The sequence below is a fragment of the Haloarcula litorea genome, assembly GCF_029338195.1.
GTDB classification, from domain to species: domain Archaea; phylum Halobacteriota; class Halobacteria; order Halobacteriales; family Haloarculaceae; genus Haloarcula; species Haloarcula litorea.
On the sequence record NZ_CP119779.1, the window covers coordinates 1,634,744 to 1,654,208 of the forward strand.

Genomic DNA, 19,465 nt, shown 5'->3' on the forward strand with positions numbered 1-19,465 from the left:
CGCGCCCCAAGCGACTTGCCCGCGGCCGACGTGACGGCCGACACGCTGCTGTCGGCCCACGGCTTCGCCCGGCCCGACGCCGACCCGGTGTACTATTACAGCCCCGGGCTGGACGTGGTCGCCTCGCGGAGCAGGCGTGCGCCGGCGCGACTACCGCCGCGACCCGACGGCCGCGACCACGAGCGCGGTATGCAGAGCGGCCCCCGCGAGGGTCCCCGCCTCGCCGGCGACGACGGCCGGGGGGACGCCGAGCGCCAGCCCGCCGAGCTGTGCCGCGAGACCGACCGCCAGCAGTCCGACGGCCGCGCGGGCGGTCCGGTCGGTCGAGAGCCGCCAGCGGCCGACCGACGGCGGGTAGAACTGCAGCGTCGCGCCGACGACGGTCAGCCCGAGGAAGCCGAGCAGCATCGTCCGGTAGTGGGCCGCGACCAGTCCGGTCGGACGGCCGGCGAACGCGAAGTGGAGTCCGAGCGCCACGCCGAGGAGGCCGGCGACGGCGGCGGTCCCGACGGCGGCGAACCCGATCCGCCGGCGCTCCGAGCGAACGAGCGCCCGCAGGAACCAGAGCGCGAACCCCGCGACGGCGACCGTCTCGACGACGGCACCGACCGCGAGCCACGGCGGTCGGCGGAGTCCCACGGCGAGACACAGCGGGCCGACCGCCCCGGCGGCGACGACGACGGCGGCCGTCCGCCGGGACGCCGGGACGACCAGGAAGCGGGGGAACAGCCGGAAGCCGACGCCGAAGACCAGCAGCGCCGCCCCGCCGGCCGCCAGCAGGTGCGACACCTGGGCGGGGAGCGAGAGGGGGACCGGGAGGCCCAGCGCCCGCCCGAGCGCGAGCAGGCTCCCGGCCCCCAGGTACGCGAACACGACCGGCACCGCCGCGTTGGCGACCCGGTCGACGGGGCGGCGGTCGGCGTTGGCGTCGCCGGTCCCCGTCTCCCCGCCGGTCGGGTTCGTCCGAACCGTCCAGGCCAGCGTCCCGAGGAAGACGGCGACGCCGGCGGTCCACAGCCCCCAGCCGACCGGCGCGAGCCACGGAATACCGAGGTGGGAATCGACTGCGAGCGCGGCGACGCCCGGCACGGCCAGCGGGAGCTGGACCGCCGGTGCCCGGGGCCACGCGAGCGTCCGGTCGAAGTACGACGGCACCAGCGCGTAGGCCTTCCCGAAGACGGTGTGGAGGACGAAGCCGTACAGCCCCAACAGGACGACGAGCCGGCGGCTCGCGCCGGAAAGCAGCGCGACCTGCCAGCCGACCAGGAACGCGACCCCGGCGAGCACGAACCGCCGGGACCCCCGGGAGCGTGCGGCCGCACCCATCGTCGAGGACTGCGTCGCCCAGCCCCGTAGAGGCTGTGCCGAACGCGCTCGCCGCGTTCCCAGCGCCTGGGAACGCCCCTGACGGGCTTTGTAGCTCGTCGGGAACGGTCACGTATGGTCGAGAAAGCACGCCGGTCGGCCGTCGGCGATCACCCGCGGGGCGGCGACGCCCGCGAGTGGGAGGTGTTCGTCCGCGAGGCACAGTCCGAGCCGATGCGCCACGTCGGGAGCGTCAGCGCGCCCACCGTCGAGGTGGCCCACGAGCAGGCGACGCGGCTGTTCGCGTGGTTCGCCGACGACGTGTGGCTCTGTCCGGCCGCGGAGGTCTCGCGGTTCTCCACCCACGACCTGGACGACGACGCCGAGCCGGCCCCCCACCCCGAGGGGGAGGAGGCGCGCACCCACGAGCTATGATCTCGGTCAGCAAACTGCTCTGTGACCTGGACGCGGAGGGCGACGGGCTCCGGTACGACGCCGCCGAGGAGTCCGACGCCGACCAGATCCGCGAGGAGAAACAGCGCCGCCCGGTCGTCGTCTGGAACCTCACCAAGCAGTGCAACCTCTACTGCGAGCACTGTTACGCCGCCGCCACGGAGGAACGAGCCCCGGGCGAGCTGTCGACCGCGGAGGGAAAGCGCCTGCTGGACGACCTGGCCGACTACGGCGTCCCGGTCGTCCTCTTCTCGGGCGGCGAGCCGCTGGTCCGGGACGACCTCGTGGAACTGGTGGGCTACGCCGCCGACCGCGGCATCCGCCCCGTCCTCTCGACTAACGGCACGCTCATCACGCCCGAGAAGGCCGCCGACCTCCGGGACGCCGGGCTGGCCTACGCCGGCGTCTCAGTCGACGGTCTGCGCGAACGGAACGACGCCTTCCGCGGGCAGGAGGGCGCGTTCGACGCCGCGGTCCGGGGCATCGAGGCCTGCCTCGACGCCGGCCTCAAGACCGGGCTGCGCTACACCATCACCCAGCGGACCGCCCCCGACCTCGAAGACGTGGTCGACTTCCTCTACGACGTCGGCGTCGACCGCTTCTGCTTCTACCACCTCGACTACGGCGGCCGCGGGGCCGACATCAGCGACGCCGACCTCGCCCCCGAGGAGAAACGCCGTGCCGTCCGGCGGGTCTGTGAGATGACCCGGGAGTACCACGACCGCGGCGAGGAGATCGAGACGCTGCTGGTGGGCAACTACTGCGACGCCGCCTACCTCGTCGAGTACGCCCGCGAGCAGCTGGGCGACGCGACGGCCGACCGCATCTACGAGTACCTCCGGCGCAACGGCGGCGATCCGGCCGGCGAGCGCGTCGCCGACGTCGACTACCAGGGCAACGTCCACCTCACCCAGTTCTGGCAGGGCTACTCGCTGGGCAACGTCCGGGACCGCGCGTTCGGCGACATCTGGGACGACGAGACGAACCCGCTGCTGTCGGCGCTGCGCGAGCGCGAGACGCACCTGACCGGGAAGTGCGCCGACTGCCGGTACCAGGCGGTCTGTCGCGGGGCCTCGCGGCTGCGTGCGCTCGGCGTCCACGACCACCCCTTCGGTCCCGATCCTCAGTGCTACCTCGACGAGCGAGAGGTCTCGGCCGAGGGCGGGCCGAGCCCGGCCGCCTCCGACTGACGCGCTTCTCGTCCGCCGCCCCTCGACTGTGCCGCCCGGTCTCCTCCCTGCCACTCCAGCGTATATAAACGGGGAGCGAACATCTTCGCCGCTCGTTCTCGTCCCCCGAGAACGCGTTTCACGGCCCGAGAAGGCGGTTCACGGTATATGTGGCTGCCCACCGCAGGTCTACCTGTACGGAGGGCCACCAGATGTCGACCATCCCAACCGCGACCCGCCGCCGCGTGCTGCAGGCGCTCGGTGCCGGCTCCGCCGTGATGGCGGGGTGTGCCGGCGCACCGGGCGACCCGGCGGAGGAACAGGCCACCGAACAGCGGACCGAGCCCCAGGAGCCATCGATGAATCCCGCAAAACCCACCGACACCGACCGTGTCGCAGCCGACCCGACCGACATTCCCGACCCCATCGATCGCTCGACGCCGACGTCCCATACCGTCGAGCTGACGACCAAGGAGCAGGTCGCCGAGGTCGAACCCGGCGTCACCTACACCTACATGACCTTCGACGGGCAGATCCCCGGCCCGATGATCCGCGTGCGCCAGGGGGACACCGTCGAACTGACGGTCACCAACGAGTCCGGCAACTCGATGCCCCACAACATCGACCTCCACGCCGTCCGGGGGACCGGCGGCGGCGCGGAGGCGTCGATGGTCGCGCCCGGCGAGACGGCCACGTTCGAGTTCAAGGCCACCTACCCCGGCTCCTTCATCTACCACTGCGCCGTCCCGAACCTGGACATGCACATCTCCTCGGGGATGTTCGGGATGATCCTCGTCGAGCCCGAGGAGGGGCTGCCCGAGGTCGACAAGGAGTTCTACTTCGGCCAGCACGAGCTGTACACGAAAGGCGAGGCCGGCGAGGAGGGCCACCACGACTTCGACATGGAGGCGATGGCCGACGAGGAGCCGACCTACGTCCTGATGAACGGCGAGAAGTACGCCATCACGCCGGACCGCTACGGCGCGCCGACCCTCGAAGTCGGTGAGACCGCGCGGGTGTTCTTCGTCGCCGGCGGTCCGAACCTCGACTCCAGCTTCCACCCCATCGGCAGCGTCTGGGACGAGGTCTGGCAGCAGGGGGCGATCGCCGGCCCGCCCAACAGGTACGTCCAGACGACGCCGGTCAAGCCCGGCTCCTGTGCCATCGCGACGCTGCACGCGGAGGTGCCCGGCCCGATCAAGTTGGTCGACCACGCCCTCTCCCGGGTCGCGCGCAAGGGGATGCTCGGAATCATCAACCGCACGGGCGAGCAGAACACCGAGGTCTTCGACCCCGACCCCTGATCGACCGCGCCGTCGCTCGCCGCTCACTCCGTTTCTGTCCGCTCGTCGCCGCCGTCGGCCACCAGCGGGAGCTTCTCGCGGCCGAACCACGCGAACTCGCGCGGGTACTGGCCGGTCGCCCGGAGGTCCCACGGGTCAGGGTCGTCGACGCGCGGCCCTTCCAGCCACGACTGGACGAGGTTCCAGAGGAAGATCAGCTGGCCGACGACGAGCAGGACGACGCCCACGGTCGCGAGCTGGTGCAACAGCGTGAACAGGTCGATCGGCCCCGCGGTCACCGCGTAGGTGGCGTACCGCCGGGGCATCCCCGCGTAGCCCAGCAGGATCATCGGGAAGAAGGTGACGTTGGTCCCCACCATCGTCAGCCAGAAGTGGGCCTTCGCCAGCGAGCGCTGGTACATCCGGCCGGTGAAGACCGGGAACCAGTAGTAGATGCCCGCGAAGATGGCGAAGGCGATGCCGCCCATGATGACGTAGTGGAAGTGCGCGACGACGTGGTAGGTGTCGTGGAGCACGAGGTCGACCGGGATGGCCGCCTCGAAGACGCCGGTGACGCCGCCGACGATGAAGTTCGCGACGAAGCCGACACAGAACAGGAACGGCGCGGTCGTCCGCAGGCTCCCGTTCCACATCGTCGCCATCCAGTTGAACGTCTTGACGGCCGACGGTATCGCGATGGCGATGGAGACGGCCATGAACGAGGCCCGCAGGCGGGGGTCCATCCCGGTCGCGAACATGTGGTGGGCCCAGACGCCGAACGAGAGCACGCCAAGCGCCAGCGTCGAGTAGACGACGAACTTGAAGCCGAACAGCTTCCGACCGCAGAACTTCGGCAGGATGTAGCTGACCAGTCCCATCGGCGGGAGCACGAGGATGTAGACCTCGGGGTGGCCGAAGAACCAGAACAGGTGCTGCCACAGCAGCGGACCGCCGCCCTCGACGGCGAAGAACGTCGTGCCGAGGTTGCGGTCCAGCAGCAGCATCACGATGGCGCTGCCAAGCAGCGGGAACGCGAACAGGATCTGGGCCGACTGCACCAGCACCGTCCAGGAGAAGATGTCGAGGGTGGCCCAGGTCACGTCCTCGCCGCGCTCGGTGAAGATGGTCGCGATGAAGTTGATCGCCCCCATCGTCGCCGCGACCCCCGAGAGGTGCAGGCCGAGCAACATCAGGTCGACGCCGGGGTTGGGCTGCTCGACCGACAGCGGGGCGTACATCGTCCAGGCCGTCTGGGCCGGCTCGACGGACTCGAAGAACGGCGCGCCGATGAGCCCGCCCCAGATGAGCAGCGCCGCCGGCGGGAGCAGCCAGAACGCGATGGCGTTGATCCGCGGGAAGGCCATGTCGTCGGCCCCGATCAACAGGGGGATGAAGTAGTTCGCGAACGCCGCCAGCATCGGCGTCCCGAACAGGAACAGCATCGTGATGCCGTGGGTGGTCAGCAGGCCGTTGTACAGCGAGGTGCCGATGAAGTCCTCGGCGGGGAACAGCAGCTCGAACCGCATCAGGACGACGGCGACGCCGCCCCACGCGAACGAGAGCGTGGCGAACGCGCCGTAGAGGATGCCGATGTCCTTGTGGTCGACGGTGGTCAGCCAGCGGACGATCCCGCCCGGCTTCTCGGCGTGGGTCCGGTCGCGCGTGACGGTGCCCCCGACGGTCGGGGCGTAGGAGCGCCAGTCCTCGAGCCGGGCCAGCGCCGCCGTCACCCCGACCAGCAGCGCGGCCATCAGCGCCGTCGTGACGAGTGCGAGTGGTGCCATCGTCCGGACGGGTTCCCGCTACCGCCCCGTAGCGGTTGTCGGGAACATCTTCGCCCGGGTCAGAACGGGAGCTCTTCGTCGGTCGCGACCTCGTCGTCGGAGCCGCCCCCGTCGGCCGGGTCCTCGGGGACGGTCCCGGTCTCGCGGTAGGTCCGTTCCATCTGCTCCAGCTTCCCGTTGATGGCGACGGACTGGTGGTGCATCGGCGCGACGCGGACGCGCACGAGGTCGTACTCGTGGCGCTCGGCCAGCCCGTTCCACGCGCGGAACGCCCCGACGGTCAGCGTGTCGCTCTGCGGGCAGAACTCCGTCGTCGGCGTGAACTCGGCCCGGAGGACGCCCGCCTCGTCGGGGTCCCGCGCGTACCGGAAGCCGGCGTCGGGGTGGCGGTGGTCTAAGTTCAGCCGGGCGAGGTTGTAGCCGAATGTCATGTCGTAGACGCCGCGCTCGGCGAACAGCCCCATCGTCAGCCGGTGGAAGGCCGCGTGGTCGGGGCCGGTCAGCACGTCGCCGTCGAGGAACTCCCCGGGGTCGGGGAGGTGCTCGGCCCGGAACTCGTCGTAGTCGTCGAAGCCCGCGTCGTCGCCGCCGCGGATGCCCGAGAGGAGGCTCATACCCGAAGGTGGGGACGCCGACCGGCAAGAGCTGTCCCCGAACGTGTTCGGCGGAAGCCCGGTGGCCGAGGGCGGCCACGCGCCGGTATGGGCAAGACCAGCGTCGACGCCGAGCGCACCCACGACGACGAGCGGTTCGTCGCCCGCACCGTCCACGAGAGCGAGCGACAGAAGGTCGTGCTGGGCTACTTCGAGCCGGGGCAGTTCATCCCGGTCCACGCCCCCGACAGCGACCTCGCCGTCACCGTCGTCGAGGGTGAGGGGACCGTCCGGGACGGCGAGGACGACCACGCCGTCGAGCCGGGCGACGTGGTGACCGTGCCGGCGGGCACCGCACGCGGCGTCCGCGCCGAGGGCGGGCGGCTGGCGGCGACGCTCGTGACCGCGCCGCCGCCGACCGACGCCGAGCACGACCCGGTGCGGCGGGGCCTCCGCCGGGGCGAGTTCGAGCCCGAGTGACGAACATATTCGGGACAAGCCGCACCCGCCGCCGCGGCGAAGCACCGACGATGCCAGCGACGACACTCGACCTCCGCGAGACGCCGCCGCGGGAGCGCCACCCGAAGATCCACGACGCCTTCACGGCACTGGACCCCGGCGAGACGCTCCGCATCGTCAACGACCACGAACCGAAGCCGCTGTTCTACGAGTTCCAGGCAGAGGTCGACGCCTTCGACGCCGACGGCTACGAGTGCCGGCGCGAGGGCGACGAGAAGTTCGTCGCGGACCTCCCCAAGGAGGCGTAGGATGAGCGAGTCGTCGGCCGACGCCACGGAACGGGTCTCGCTCGCCGACCTGGACGGCCCGGGCCGTCAGCCGCTGTTCGAGGGCGAACCGAAGACGGTCAGGCTCGCGCTCGACGCCGGCGAGGAAGTCCCGGCTCACCGCCACCCGGACCGGGAGATCGTCTGTCACGTCCTCGACGGGGAACTGACGATGCGGCTGGGCGACGACGCGCTGTCGCTGTCGCCCGGCGACGTGGTGCGGTTCGACGGCGAGCAGGACATCTCGCCGCGGGCGGAGACGGACTGCGAGGCGCTGTTGGTGCTCGCGCCCGCCGCCTGAGACGGGTCGGCGACCGACGATTAGCCGCTACTCCTCCGGGCCGAACAGCGCCAGCGCCGTCTCGACGGCCGCGTCGTCGCCCGACGCGGCGAGCTGGCGGAGCCGCGCCTCCGGCACCGCGAGCAGCCGGTCGACCAGCCGCTCGCTCAACCGCTCGACGGCCTCGCGCTGGGCGTCGGTCAGCGCCTCGTCGTCGAGCTCGCGGAGCGCGCGCTCGAACTGCTCGGCCTGTACCTCGGCCCCGCGAGTACGGACGGTCCCGATGGCCCGCTCGACGTCGCGATCGCGCTCGGACGCGGCGTCGGGCACGCTCATCCGTCCCAGATCACCGTCACCGTCACGTCGTCGGTCTCGACCGTCTCGTAGGCGTACCCCCGGTCGTCCAGTTTCGGGTAGAGGTGCTGGGGCGCTCGGTCGTTGTACTGGACGAGGACGGCGTCGTCGTCGAGGGTCGCCAGCGTCTCCAGCGTCTCCGTCAGCGGCTTCGGCGGGCCGAGCGACCGCACGTCGAGCCGCTCGGTGGGGGCGTCGGTCGGCGCGTTCGTCTCCGGCAGCGGGAGTTCCGTCGACATACCCGTTCGTTGTCGCCGCCGCGCCCACGACGTTTCCCCGAACGTGTTCGGCCACACCCACAGCAGGCCGGCACCGCTACTCTCCGGTGATGAGCGCGATCCCGGGCGACATCGACGCGGACGCCGGCCCTCCGATGACGGTGCCGCTGCGCCACTTCGTCGTCGCGCTGGCCTTCCTCGTGGCCGGCGTGGCCGTCGGATTGGCGGGCGGCCGCCGGGGCCACCTCGCACAGGTCCACCTGTTGCTCGCCGGCTGGGTGTGTCTCACGATTATGGGCGCGATGACGCAGTTCGTCCCCGTCTGGTCGGGGGTCGCGCTCCACTCCCGGCGGCTGGCGGCGCTGCAGTTGCCGCTGGCGGCGGCGGGATTCGCGGGACTGGCGGCCGGCTTCCTCCTCGGGGTGCCCGCCGTCCTACCGGTGGCCGGCGTCGTCGCCGTCGCCGGCGTCTGGACGTTCGCCTACAACGTCGGCCGGACGCTCGCGCGCGCGCCGTGGGACGTGACGACGCGGCACTTCGCGGCCGCGCTGGCGTGGTTCCTCGCCGTCACCGCTGCCGGTCTCGTGCTGGCGCTGGACCACGCGACCGGCGTCCTGGCGTCCGTCGGCGTCCCCCGCGTGCGCCTCTCGACGGCCCACGCGACGGCCGCCGTCTTCGGGGCCGTCCTGACCACCGTCGTCGGCGCGCTCGCCCAGCTGGTCCCGATGTTCACCCAGACGGACGCGACCCGCCTCGACCGGTGGCTCCGGCGGTTCGAGCGCGTCGGCTACCACGCCGGCGTCGCGCTGCTGGCCGGCGGACGGCTGGCGGGAGCCGCGCCGGTCGCGCGTGTCGGCGGCCTGCTCGTGGCCGCGAGCCTCGCCGCCGTCGCGGTCGGCCTCGCGGGGCGGCTCCGCCGGGCCCCCGTCGAGCGCTCGCCGATGCTGACTCGGTACGCCGTCGCCGCCGTCGCGCTGCTGTGCTGGGCCCCGCTCGCGGCGCTGGCGTGGCTCCGGGACCCGCTCGCCTACGGCGCGCTCTTCGGCCACCCGGCGACCGGGGCGCTCCTGCTGGTCGGCGGCGTCGGCTTCGTCGTCGTCGGCACGCTGTACCACGTCGTCCCGTTCATCGTCTGGGTCCACCGGTACAGCGACCGGCTGGGGTTCGAGAGCGTCCCGATGGTCGAGGACCTCTACGACGGCCGCGTGGCCGCCGCCGACGGCGTCGCGCTGTCGCTGGCGGGGCTGCTGGCGCTGGCGGGCGAGGCCGGCGTCGGCCCCGACGGGGTCGGGCTGGCCGCCGGCGCGGCCGCGCTCTGTGGAGCCGTCCTCGTCGCTGCGAACCTCGTCGGCGTCCTCCTGGCCCACAGCGCCGACTCGCTCCCGGCGGTGCTTGGCGGGCGGGTCGCCGCCGACCTGTTCGACCGCTGACTCACGACGGCGCGGGCTGCTCGGTGTACAGCGAGTAGGTCAACACGGCGAAGCCGGTCGCGGTGAACAGGCTCTGGACCGTCGAGCTCAGCGCGACCGGCAGGCCCAGTAGCTGGTGGACCCCGCCGGCCAGCATCGCCCCCGCGGTGACGAAGCCGATGCCGACCCACAGCGCCCGCATCGCGGGCGACCCGGTCCGGCGGTACGCCTTGTAGGTGAGCCACGTCAGGACGACGCCACAGAGCAACGTGACGGTCTTGGCGGCCACGAGCAGGACGGTGTCGGGGTACATCGAGCGGAGTGACACGGCCCGGTCAAAAATAGCCGGCCGGGGGTTACCAGCGACTGAGAAGCCGGCCGAACGTGTCCACGCGCGGAACCGAATATGTTCGGGAACACTTATCCCGCCGTTCGGCGAACATATTCGCATAGACGATGCCACGCGCCGAACTCACGCTCACGGTGCCCGACGACGTCTGGATCGGTGACGTCTCCCGGCGGTACGACGCCGCGACGTTCCGCATCCTGTCGGCACTCCCCGGCGAGGACACCGGCGTCGGACTCGCGGAGATGACCGCCGCCGACCTGCCCGAACTGCTGAGCGACGTCGAGGGGTACGACGCCGTCGACTCGCTCGAACTGCTCGGCCACCGGGAGGACACCGCCCTGGTCCAGTTCGAGACCGACACGCCGCTCCTGCTGTCGCCCGTCCAGGGGTCCGGCGTCCCGCTGGAGATGCCGTTCACCATCGAGGACGGCGAGGCGCGCTGGGAGATCACGGCCCCGCGGCACCGCCTCTCGGAACTCGGCCGCCAGCTCGACGAGTTCGGCATCCCGTTCCAGGTCGAGCGCATCGAGCAGGGCGTCGAGGCCGACCGCCTGCTGACCGAGACCCAGCGCGAACTCGTCGACGCCGCCGTCGAGTCGGGTTACTACGACACGCCCCGGGAGTGCTCGCTGACCGACCTCTCGGAGCGACTCGACATCGCGAAGTCCACCTGCAGCGAGACGCTCCACCGCGCCGAGGAACAGATCATCAAGGAGTTCGTCGACCGCGAGCGGGCCGGCCCGTCGCTCTCGTGAGTGTCGCCGTGCGGTCCGGCGGTCCGGCCGCTCTCGCTGGGACATCTGTTTACAACGTCGGTTGTAGTCGTCTGCGAAATCTATTTGTGGATATTTTCGAAAATGCACTGTATGCCACATCCTGGGCCACCGCGCTTTCTCGCCGTCGGGGAGGCCACGCAACTGGCTCCTCGCGACCCCGACCCGGCGGCGACCTATCGCTGGCGCATCGTCGACCGCCCGGCCGCGAGTGGGGTCACACTCGAGGACGCCCCGGTCGTCCGGTTCGAACCGGACGCGCCCGGCGTCTACACCGTCGCGCTCGACGCGCCCGACGGGACCCACGAGCTGACGGTTCGCGTGTTCCCCGGTGCCATCTCGGTCCCGGGCCACTTCCTCGACGAGTTCGCCGGGACCAGCGGGGGCGAGGACGGCGGGACCGTCACCGACGCGCCCGCGAGCGGCAGCGGGTCCGGAATCGGCGGCCACGTCCGTCACGGCAGCGGGGGTCGGCCCCGCGTCCACCTCTCGGCCGAGGTCGACGACGGCGTCGTGACCGTCGAGGCGGACGCGACCGCGGGCGTCGGCGGCACCGACGACGGCACGCTCGGCGTCGAGTTCCGGGTCGACGACCGCGACCGGACGCCCCGGAGCTTCCGCGCCGGGGACCGGACGGCGGTGTTCGGACTGGACGACGTCGAGGGGTCGGTCCGGGTCCACGCCGTCGCGCGCGGCGGGCAGTACAGCGTCCCGGAGGTCGTCGAGGTACACGCCGACGGCACCGTCTCGTTCCCGAACGAACCGCCGACGTGGGCCACGGAGATGTCGATCTACGAGATCTACGTCCGCGGGTTCCGCGACCCCGATCCGGACCAGTCGGTGTTCGAGGCCGTCACCGAGAACCTCGACTACGTCCGGAGCCTCGGCGTCGACACGATCTGGCTGACGCCCGTGCTCCAGCACGACGGGTTCGACCACGGCTACAACATCACGGACTTCCACGAGATCGCCGACGACCTCGGGACGGAGGCGGAGTTCGAGCGACTGGTGGCGGCGGCCCACGACCGTGACATGAACGTCCTCTTCGACCTCGTGCTCAACCACGCCGCGCGCGACCACGAGTTCTTCCGGCGGGCCGAGGCCGGCGACCCCGAGTACCGCGACTGGTTCGAGTGGAACGACGACGGGGGCCCCGAGACCTACTTCGAGTGGCCCTACATCGCCAACCTGAACTTCCGGAACCTCGCGGTGCGGCGACACCTCCTCGATGCCGTCGACAAGTGGGCCGACTACGTCGACGGGTTCCGGTGTGACATGGCCTGGGCGGTGCCCACCTCGTTCTGGCGGGAGATCCGCGACCGCGTCCGCGCGCGAGACGAGACGTTCCTCCTGCTGGACGAGACCATCCCCTACGTCGCCGACTACCACCACCAGGCCTTCCAGGCCCACTTCGACACCGAACTGTACGCCGCCCTCCGGGCCGTCGGCGAGGGCGACGCCGACGCCGACGCGATCACCGACGCCGTCGACGAGCGGACGCTGACCGGGTTCCCCGACCACGCCGCGTTCCTCTGTTACATCGAGAACCACGACGAGCGCCGGTACGTCGCGGACTGCGGGCGGGCGGCGACGGCGGCCGCGGCCGGCGCGCTGTTCACGCTCCCCGGGGTACCGATGCTCTACGCCGGCCAGGAGATCGGCGAGCGGACCCGGCGCGGCGAGATCCACTGGGACCACGCCGACGAGGGGCTGCGCGAACACTACCGGCGACTCGCCGAGGCCCGCGAGGCGACGCCGGCGCTCGGGCCGGCCGGCGACTACGAACCGGTCGCCTACGAGAGCGACAGCGACGACGTCGTGGCATTCGCCCGGGAGGCCGACGAGCGGTACGTCGTCGCGCTCCACTTCGGCGAGGGGACCGCGACCGTCGCCGTCCCCGGCGAGCGCGTCGCCCCCCGGGACGTGGTGACCGACGCCGACCTCGCAGGGACGGGCGACGCCGTGGCGGTCGACAGCGTCGCCGTCCTCCCGACCGAACCGACAGACACACCAGCGGACAGCAACTGATCGCAGGGTATGATTCCGACACACGAACCGGACTGGCACGAGGACGCGGTCGTCTACTCGCTCGACGTGAAGACGTTCAACGACAGCGACGGCGACGGCTGGGGCGACTTCCAGGGCGTCATCGAGCGGCTCGACTACCTCGACGAACTCGGCGTCGACTGCCTGTGGCTGCGCCCGTTCTACCCGAGCCCGCTCCGGGACAACGGGTACGACGTGGCCGACTACCGGGCCGTCGACGACCGGCTCGGGACGCTCGCGGACTTCCAGGAGCTGTGCGAGCGGGCCCACGAGCGCGGGATCCGCGTTCTCACCGACCTCGTCTTCAACCACACCTCGACCGACCACGAGTGGTTCCAGCGCGCCCGCGAGGACCCCGACTCCGAGTACCGCGACTACTACCTCTGGACCGACGACGTCGAGGGGTCCTACGAGACGATCAACATCTTCCCGGACCGCGAGGACGGCGTCTGGACCTACGACGAGGTCGCCGGGGAACACTACTTCCACCAGTTCTACGGCTTCCAGCCGGACCTCAACGTCGCGAACCCGGCGGTCCAGGAGGAGATCTTCGACGTGTTGCGCTTCTGGATCGACCAGGGTGCCGACGGCTTCCGCATCGACGCCGCCCACCCGATGCAGCAGGCGAAGGGCCGCTACGGCCACCGGCTGGACGAGCCGATGGAGCTGTTCAAGCGGATGCGCCGCGTCGTCCGGGAGGAGCAGGGCGACGCCATCCTGCTGGCGGAGGCCGACGACCAGCCCGAGAACCTCGACCACTACTTCGGCGGCGGCGAGGCGTTCGACCTGCTGTTCAACTTCGTGCTGAACGTCCACCTCACCTACGGCGTCGGGGTGAAAGACACCTGGCCGCTGTACCGAGCCAGCGAGGTCCTCCCCGACATCGAGGGGGTCGGCCAGTGGGCGACGTTCCTCCGGAACCACGACGAGTGGAACCTCCTCAAGCTCCCCGACGAGACCATCGACCACGCCCGCGAGTACTTCGGCGACGACGACGGCGACTCCTGGATCTTCGGCCGCGGCCACCGGCTCCGCCTGGCGGACATGTACGACGCCGACCACGACCGCATCGCGATGGCCCACAGCCTGCTGCTCTCGATGCCCGGGACCCCCGTGTTGCTCTCGGGCGACGAGATCGGGATGGGCGCGGACCTCTCGCTGCCCGAACGGGAGTCGGTCCGGACGCCGATGCAGTGGGACGACACCGAGAACGCCGGCTTCTCGTCGGCCGACCCCGAGGACCTGTACAACCCGGTCGTCGACGAGGGGCGGTTCGGCTACGAGCGGATCAACGTCGCCGACCAGCGCGGCGACCCCGACTCGCTGTTCTCGCGGGTCCGCGACCTGATCCACGCCCACCACGACACCCCGGTCATCAACGACGGCGAGTACACCATCGTCGACGCGGGACCCGAGGACGTGTTCGTCCACCGCATCGACCACGAGGGGACGGCCCTCCTGTGTGCGCACAACTTCGCCGACGAGTACCGCGAGCCGGTCTGTGGGTTCGTGGACCCGGACGTGACGACCGAACAGGTCGTCGGCACCGGCGGCTACCACGCCGAGGACGGCGGCGTCACCTTCCTGCTGGACCCGTGTGACTACGTCTGGCTCCGGGCGGAGCTGTAGGGCGGCTCCGTGGCTCCGGCGGCCGCCTCACCGCCGCTCGGCGAACTCGCGGACGACCGCCGACTCGGCCTTCCGGACGAGCTCGCCCGCCGTGCTGGTCGAACAGTCCAGCTCGGCCGCGACGTCCGCGATCGTCCCCGACCGCGGGACCTCGTAGTAGCCGACGGCCACCGCCGCGTCCAGCGCCGCGCGCTGGCGCTCGGTCAGTCCCGACGGTGACCCCGCCCGCTCGAACGCCTGGACGCGCTCGATCGCGAGCGTCCCGAGATCGGCGAGATCGTCGTGGAACCCGCTGAGCGCCGCGGTCTCGCCGACGGCCTCGAACCGGACCGCGCCGGTGTCGAGGAACACCACGGGCGGGCGAAACAGCACGTCCGAGGCTCCGACGGCGTCGAGGATCGGCCCCGCGAACTCGTAGTCGTCCTGCGAGAGGAACGCGTAGGTACCGTCCCGGTCCGGGACGAAGGTGGCCGCGACCAGCGAGTCGACGCCGGCCACGACCCGCTCGGTGGCCCCGCGGTCCCCGTCACACCAGAACAGCGTCGTCGCGTCGCCGGTCGGGGACCACAGCAGCAGCTCGGCGCGGGAGAGCTCGGCCGCGTCCACGAGCCGTCGGTGCAGCGGGTGGACGAACCGATCGTCGTAGGTGACCGAGAACTGGATGCGTTTCATACGGCCGTCGGCCGACAATCGGCGAGGCCACACATCAATCACCGTGGTCGCCGCGGCGGCGACCGGCGTGTCCCGCGGCCGCTGGCTCGACGCCACCCGACGCCCGCGCCGTCATCGGTGGGCCGCGAGGGCGTCGGGGCCGGTGCGGAGGAGCGTCCCCAGGTGGTCGGCGTCGTCCGACACCGTCAGCCGCGCGGTCGGGATCGCGGCCGCGAGCCGCCGCGCGCCCTCGACGGGGACGTTCGTGTCGTTCGCGCCGTGCCACAGGCGAACGGGGACCGAGAGGTCGCCGTACCGTATCCCCCAGTCCGTCGCCGCCTGCCGGAACTCGGTGACAGCGCCGCGGCCGTCCCCGGCGACCGCCTCCACGAAGTCCGCCCGCACGGTCGCCGCGGCGTCGTCGGGGACGGACTCGGGCTCGGCCGTGTACTGGCCGACGACGAACGACGGGTCGAGGCGGTCGGCCAGCCACGCCTGACCGCGGAAGAGGCCCGCCAGTACGGTCGGCGTCGTCGCCGCCAGCCGGCCGAGGAGCCGCTGTACCGCGGGGGTGTGGTCGCTCCGCTCGGGCGGGGTCGCCCCGGAGAGCAGGTCGACGCGAGTGACTCGCTCCGGGTCCGTCGCCGCCGTCGCGAGCGCGTGGGGCGCGCCGCCGGAGAACGCGACCAGCCCCGCGGTCTCGACGCCGACGTCGTCGAGGACGCTCGTGACGACCCTCCCGGCGTCGCGGATCGAGCGGTCCGGCCAGGCGTCGGACCGTCCGTACCCGGGCCTGTCGACCGCGAGCAGTCGGACGCCGTGGTCCCGGGCGGCCGCGTCGAGCAGGCTCCCGAGCCGGCGCGACCCCGGCGTGCCGTGGAGAAAGAGGACCGCCGACCCGTCGGACCGGCCGTACTCGCAGTAGGCGAGCCGTCGGTCGCGTCCCCGGCCGACGGCCACCGTCCGATAGTCGTCGCCCGCGGCGTCGGGGCGTGTCACGTGCGATGTCGTCGCCATCGTGTCTCCCTACCCGACGGGACGGGGAGTCGGTGGTGCCGGATGAGTACGGTGATTTATAAATAGTACGGCCGGGGCCGCCGACCTGTCCGTGTCGACCGACAGAACGGTGCGTCCGGGGCGGGCGGCGTTTTCGACGGCCGTACCAGTACGCCTTTTCGGTCCCGGCCACAACCGCGCACGTGATGGCCGTTCACTCCGCCACGGGCGAGCCGACAGCACGGGCCGGCCCGCCTCGCACACCGGCCGGTTCGCTGCGCCCGGATCGGGCTGTGACGCGGGCGATCGGGACCCTCGCCGCGCTCCGGCTCGTTCCGACGGCGGCCGCACACGGTGGCACCGCTCACGCCCGGACGCTCCACCGGCCGCTACTGCTGTTCGTGGCCGCGGGCGTCGCGGTCCTCGGTGCGGGCCCCGCGCTGGTCCGGCGGACCGGACCGACCGGCCGCGTGCGGTCCCCCCGCGGACACGGAACGGGGCCTCCACGACCCCGGAGTGAGGGGTGGCCGCTCGGGTTCCACACTCGGTCGGGACGCCACCGGTCCCGAGCCGCGCCTGACCAGTCACATAGAAGTGGTTCGCCGTGGTAGTCGCCGGTGTGTCCCGGGATCGACGTGGGGGAACGACCGACGACCGCGGACCCGCCGACCGGTACGGGTCCGTTCGGCTCCCGTCTGCGGTCGCTCTGCTCGCGCTCGCGCTCACGCAGGTCCCCGTCGCGGCCGCCCACGGCGCGACCGCGACCGGCGGCCTCGCCCGGATACACGCGATCGCGATCGTGCTCGTCGGCGTCGGGTCGCTGGTCGGAGCCGTCGTCCTCAAGCGGACGGACCGGGTCTCGCCGACGACCGCGCTCTACGGCGTCCTCCTCGGCGTCGCCGTGGCCGTCGTCGGTGCGGTCCTGTTCGAGGGGCTCGCCCCGGACCCGACCTACACGGCGGCGTCGATGCCGTTCCCCCGGTCGTGGTACCCGCCCATCGCGCTGGCGACGAGCCTGGCGATCGCCGTGGCGAGCTTCGCCGTCGTCGGGCTGCGCTGGCCGACCCGACCGCGGTACGCCCTCTTTGGCACCCTGATGGGGCTGTGGATCGCCTACCCGTACCTGTTCCGGGGGACCGCGGGCACCACGCATCCGATCGGCTACGCCGTCGTCCTCGGGACGCCGGTCGCCGTCGGGTACCTCCTCTGGCGGGACGCGCGACACGCCGTCCGGGACGTACTTCGTGACCCCGTCGCCCGCCGGTTCGGCCTCGGTCTCGGGCTCGCTATCGCGCTGTTTTTCGTCTCCGTCACGGGCTATCTCTCGGTGTTCCCCGAGGAGGGGTTCCCCCACGAGGTGACGGTCGTCGTCTTGCCGACGGTCTACCAGCTGGTCACGTGGCCGACGCTCGAGATCGCGATCCCGCACGTCCCGTTCTTCCTCGCGGTCTCGCCGGGGCTGGCGGTCGTCGTCGGTCTGTTGAGCGCGCTCGTCGGACTGAACGGCGCGCTCGTCGCCCGGCACTGGCGGCTCGAGGAGCGCGCGGGGCTGGCCCGCGGGACCGCCGGCAGCGCCGCGATCGTCGGCACGTGCACCTGTGGCTGCTGTGGACCGCTCGTCGCGAAGGTCGCGCTCCTGGCGGCGGGTCCGTCGGTCGCCGCGCCCCTCTACTGGGTGTTCGTCGATTCCGCCTCGCCGCTCAGCGCGCTGTTCATCGTCGGCAGTCTGTTCCTGTTCACCGGGAGCGTCGTTCACTCGATCGGCTCGGCGTCCGGCCCCGACGGTCCGTCGGCGGTCACCCCCTCGGACTGAAAACGCGCGACCGACGGGAGACCGGGACGTGCCGACCGCCACGAGACCGACCTCGGCGCACGGGCCTACGCCGCTGACGACACCGGCGACCGGCTTCCGGGGACCGCCGCTGCCACCGATCCCCCGCGGCTGGCCCGGCCCGAGGCCGGCGAGGAATCGATCGACTGAGCCCACTCGCCCCGGACCGCCCGACAGACCGCGCCGGGGACGGCGGGGAGTGACCGGACCCGCCGCCGCCCCGTCGTCGGGCGGCCTGTACCAGCCGGCTCTGTCGGGGGCCGGGGGCTCGACCGGGCACCGATCCATACGCGAGGTTTTTATACCGAGAACGGGGTAACACCGGTTGGTGGCGATGACGAGACGTTACCCCCGCTGAGCCCCTTGTGACGACAGCTTCACCCGAGCCACCTTCGATCGGCTCAGAACTCCGTGATCACCGGAATCCCGAACGTCTCGTAGTCGGTCATCGCCGCGAGCGTGGCCGGCGTGTCGTCGAGCGTGACGTGCTCGGAGACGACGGCCCCGGGGTCGACGGCGTCGTCCTGAACGAACCGGAGGATCTCGTCGTAACGGGCCGGCTGCATCCCGATCGCGCCGACCAGGTCGATCTCTTTCCCCACGATATCGTCCGTCGGCAGCGGGATCTCGCCGCCCTCCGCCGCCGTCGTCAGCCCGATCTGGACGTGCTGGCCGCGCTTGCGCAGACAGTCGATGGCGTTCCGGCAGGTCGCCTCCACGCCCAGCGCGTCGACCGCCACGTGGGCCCCGCCGTCGGTGAGCGCCCGGACTGCCGCCGGAACGTCGTCGGTGTCGTCGGCGTCGACGGTCTCGTCGGCACCGAGTCGGCGGGCGAAGTCGAGCTTCTCCTCGAAGAGGTCCACCGCGACGACGCGGGCACCGAGCGCGTCGGCGACGTGGACCGCCGACAGCCCGACGCCGCCACAGCCGTGGACGGCGACCCAGTCCCCGCCGTCGACGTCGGCCCGGTGGACGAGCCCGTGGAACGCGGTCATGAACCGACAGCCCAGCCCCGCCATCTCGACCGAGGAGACGCCGTCCGGGAGCGCGACGACGTTGGCGTCGGCCCGCGGGACGTGGACCTGTTCGGCGAAGGCCCCCGGGGCACCGGGTTCCAGCCCCAGCGCGATCCGGTCGTCACAGAGGTTCGCGTGGCCGGTCCGGCACTGGTGGCAGGTGCCGTCGCCGAGGTTGAACGGGACCGCGACGTGGTCGCCCTCGCGGACGGTCTCGACCTCCTCGCCGACCGCGACGACGGTGCCGGCGGGTTCGTGTCCGAGGACGTGCCCCTCCGTGAGTCCACGCTCCGCCCAGGCGGGGTCGCCCTGCCAGGCGTGCCAGTCGCTCCGGCAGATCCCGCAGGCCTCCGTCTGGACGACGACGCCGGTCGGCTCCGGCGTCGGCGCGTCGATGCTCCGGATCTCCAGCGGCTCCCCGTGGCCGGTGAACACTGCGGCGCGCATGCCACGCTCTACCGCGGTCACGAGCAAAACAGTATCCCCTCGCTCGCGGGTCCGCGATCGACTCCCGGGACGGATCGACGGGGGTATCGAATCC

General features: G+C 71.9%; 20 protein-coding genes. 11 read left to right on the forward strand and 9 right to left on the reverse strand.

Annotated features, from left to right (window positions below; all coding sequences use genetic code 11):
• Positions 1-150 precede the first annotated feature (150 nt).
• On the reverse strand, positions 151-1,326 hold the full coding sequence (locus P0592_RS08720; RefSeq protein WP_276273884.1) for a hypothetical protein: 1,176 nt from the start codon (positions 1,324-1,326) through the stop codon (positions 151-153).
• A gap of 114 nt (positions 1,327-1,440) precedes the next feature.
• Between P0592_RS08720 and P0592_RS08725 the strand changes: the two genes are divergently transcribed.
• The 3 genes from P0592_RS08725 (at position 1,441) to nirK (ending at position 4,231) form a co-directional block, all read left to right on the forward strand.
• On the forward strand, positions 1,441-1,740 hold the full coding sequence (locus P0592_RS08725) for an Htur_1727 family rSAM-partnered candidate RiPP (protein WP_276273885.1): 300 nt from the start codon (positions 1,441-1,443) through the stop codon (positions 1,738-1,740).
• The gene (locus P0592_RS08730) at positions 1,737-2,948 is read left to right on the forward strand and encodes a TIGR04347 family pseudo-SAM/SPASM protein (RefSeq protein WP_276273886.1); all 1,212 of its coding nucleotides are present in this window, start codon (positions 1,737-1,739) and stop codon (positions 2,946-2,948) included. Before P0592_RS08725 ends, P0592_RS08730 begins: the two co-directional genes overlap by 4 nt.
• A gap of 191 nt (positions 2,949-3,139) precedes the next feature.
• Positions 3,140-4,231, forward strand: coding sequence for a copper-containing nitrite reductase (nirK, locus tag P0592_RS08735; protein ID WP_276273887.1), 1,092 nt, complete (start codon positions 3,140-3,142; stop codon positions 4,229-4,231).
• A 23-nt stretch (positions 4,232-4,254) separates the two neighbouring features.
• Here nirK and P0592_RS08740 read toward each other — a convergent pair whose 3' ends face one another.
• Positions 4,255-5,994: a cbb3-type cytochrome c oxidase subunit I gene (locus tag P0592_RS08740; RefSeq protein ID WP_276273888.1), complete on the reverse strand. Its 1,740-nt coding sequence runs from the start codon at positions 5,992-5,994 to the stop codon at positions 4,255-4,257.
• A 59-nt stretch (positions 5,995-6,053) separates the two neighbouring features.
• Positions 6,054-6,608, reverse strand: a complete 555-nt coding sequence (locus tag P0592_RS08745; RefSeq protein WP_276273889.1) for a DUF7998 family protein — start codon at positions 6,606-6,608, stop codon at positions 6,054-6,056.
• A gap of 87 nt (positions 6,609-6,695) precedes the next feature.
• Here P0592_RS08745 and P0592_RS08750 point away from each other — a divergent pair, with 87 nt between their 5' ends.
• The 3 genes from P0592_RS08750 to P0592_RS08760 are packed head-to-tail and all read left to right on the forward strand — an operon-like array spanning position 6,696 to position 7,673.
• Positions 6,696-7,067, forward strand: coding sequence for a cupin domain-containing protein (locus P0592_RS08750; protein WP_276273890.1), 372 nt, complete (start codon positions 6,696-6,698; stop codon positions 7,065-7,067).
• Positions 7,068-7,117: 50 nt separating this feature from the next.
• Complete coding sequence (locus P0592_RS08755; RefSeq protein WP_276273891.1) at positions 7,118-7,354, forward strand: DUF2249 domain-containing protein; 237 nt, start codon at positions 7,118-7,120, stop codon at positions 7,352-7,354.
• Position 7,355: 1 nt separating this feature from the next.
• Positions 7,356-7,673 (forward strand): cupin domain-containing protein, encoded by a 318-nt coding sequence (locus P0592_RS08760; RefSeq protein WP_276273892.1) that lies wholly within the window; start codon positions 7,356-7,358, stop codon positions 7,671-7,673.
• 27 nt (positions 7,674-7,700) lie between these two features.
• Here P0592_RS08760 and P0592_RS08765 read toward each other — a convergent pair whose 3' ends face one another.
• Positions 7,701-7,988: a glutamyl-tRNA reductase gene (locus P0592_RS08765; RefSeq protein WP_276273893.1), complete on the reverse strand. Its 288-nt coding sequence runs from the start codon at positions 7,986-7,988 to the stop codon at positions 7,701-7,703.
• The gene (locus P0592_RS08770; protein WP_276273894.1) at positions 7,985-8,245 is read right to left on the reverse strand and encodes a DUF2249 domain-containing protein; all 261 of its coding nucleotides are present in this window, start codon (positions 8,243-8,245) and stop codon (positions 7,985-7,987) included. Before P0592_RS08770 ends, P0592_RS08765 begins: the two co-directional genes overlap by 4 nt.
• An 89-nt stretch (positions 8,246-8,334) precedes the next feature.
• Between P0592_RS08770 and P0592_RS08775 the strand changes: the two genes are divergently transcribed.
• Entirely contained in the window at positions 8,335-9,654 is a 1,320-nt protein-coding gene (locus tag P0592_RS08775) for a hypothetical protein (protein WP_276273895.1), read from the forward strand.
• 1 nt (position 9,655) lies between these two features.
• Here the strand turns inward: P0592_RS08775 and P0592_RS08780 are convergent, their stop codons facing one another.
• Positions 9,656-9,946, reverse strand: coding sequence for a DUF7521 family protein (locus P0592_RS08780; protein WP_276273896.1), 291 nt, complete (start codon positions 9,944-9,946; stop codon positions 9,656-9,658).
• Positions 9,947-10,089: 143 nt separating this feature from the next.
• Here P0592_RS08780 and P0592_RS08785 point away from each other — a divergent pair, with 143 nt between their 5' ends.
• The 3 genes from P0592_RS08785 to P0592_RS08795 all read left to right on the forward strand — a co-directional run bounded on the left by P0592_RS08785 (position 10,090) and on the right by P0592_RS08795 (position 14,430).
• Positions 10,090-10,737: a helix-turn-helix domain-containing protein gene (locus P0592_RS08785; protein WP_276273897.1), complete on the forward strand. Its 648-nt coding sequence runs from the start codon at positions 10,090-10,092 to the stop codon at positions 10,735-10,737.
• A gap of 111 nt (positions 10,738-10,848) precedes the next feature.
• Complete coding sequence (locus P0592_RS08790) at positions 10,849-12,783, forward strand: alpha-amylase family glycosyl hydrolase (RefSeq protein ID WP_276273898.1); 1,935 nt, start codon at positions 10,849-10,851, stop codon at positions 12,781-12,783.
• Positions 12,784-12,792: 9 nt separating this feature from the next.
• Entirely contained in the window at positions 12,793-14,430 is a 1,638-nt protein-coding gene (locus P0592_RS08795) for an alpha-amylase family protein (RefSeq protein WP_276273899.1), read from the forward strand.
• Positions 14,431-14,457: 27 nt separating this feature from the next.
• Here the strand turns inward: P0592_RS08795 and P0592_RS08800 are convergent, their stop codons facing one another.
• Both P0592_RS08800 and P0592_RS08805 read right to left on the reverse strand, forming a co-directional pair.
• Complete coding sequence (locus P0592_RS08800; protein ID WP_276273900.1) at positions 14,458-15,102, reverse strand: helix-turn-helix domain-containing protein; 645 nt, start codon at positions 15,100-15,102, stop codon at positions 14,458-14,460.
• A 111-nt stretch (positions 15,103-15,213) separates the two neighbouring features.
• Positions 15,214-16,098 (reverse strand): alpha/beta fold hydrolase, encoded by an 885-nt coding sequence (locus tag P0592_RS08805; RefSeq protein ID WP_276273901.1) that lies wholly within the window; start codon positions 16,096-16,098, stop codon positions 15,214-15,216.
• Positions 16,099-16,696: 598 nt separating this feature from the next.
• On the opposite strand from P0592_RS08805, the gene P0592_RS08810 reads away from it, so the two are divergent.
• Entirely contained in the window at positions 16,697-17,890 is a 1,194-nt protein-coding gene (locus tag P0592_RS08810) for a hypothetical protein (protein WP_276273902.1), read from the forward strand.
• A 419-nt stretch (positions 17,891-18,309) separates the two neighbouring features.
• On the opposite strand, the gene P0592_RS08815 is transcribed toward P0592_RS08810, so the two are convergent.
• Entirely contained in the window at positions 18,310-19,371 is a 1,062-nt protein-coding gene (locus tag P0592_RS08815) for a zinc-binding dehydrogenase (RefSeq protein WP_276270517.1), read from the reverse strand.
• Positions 19,372-19,465 lie beyond the last annotated feature (94 nt).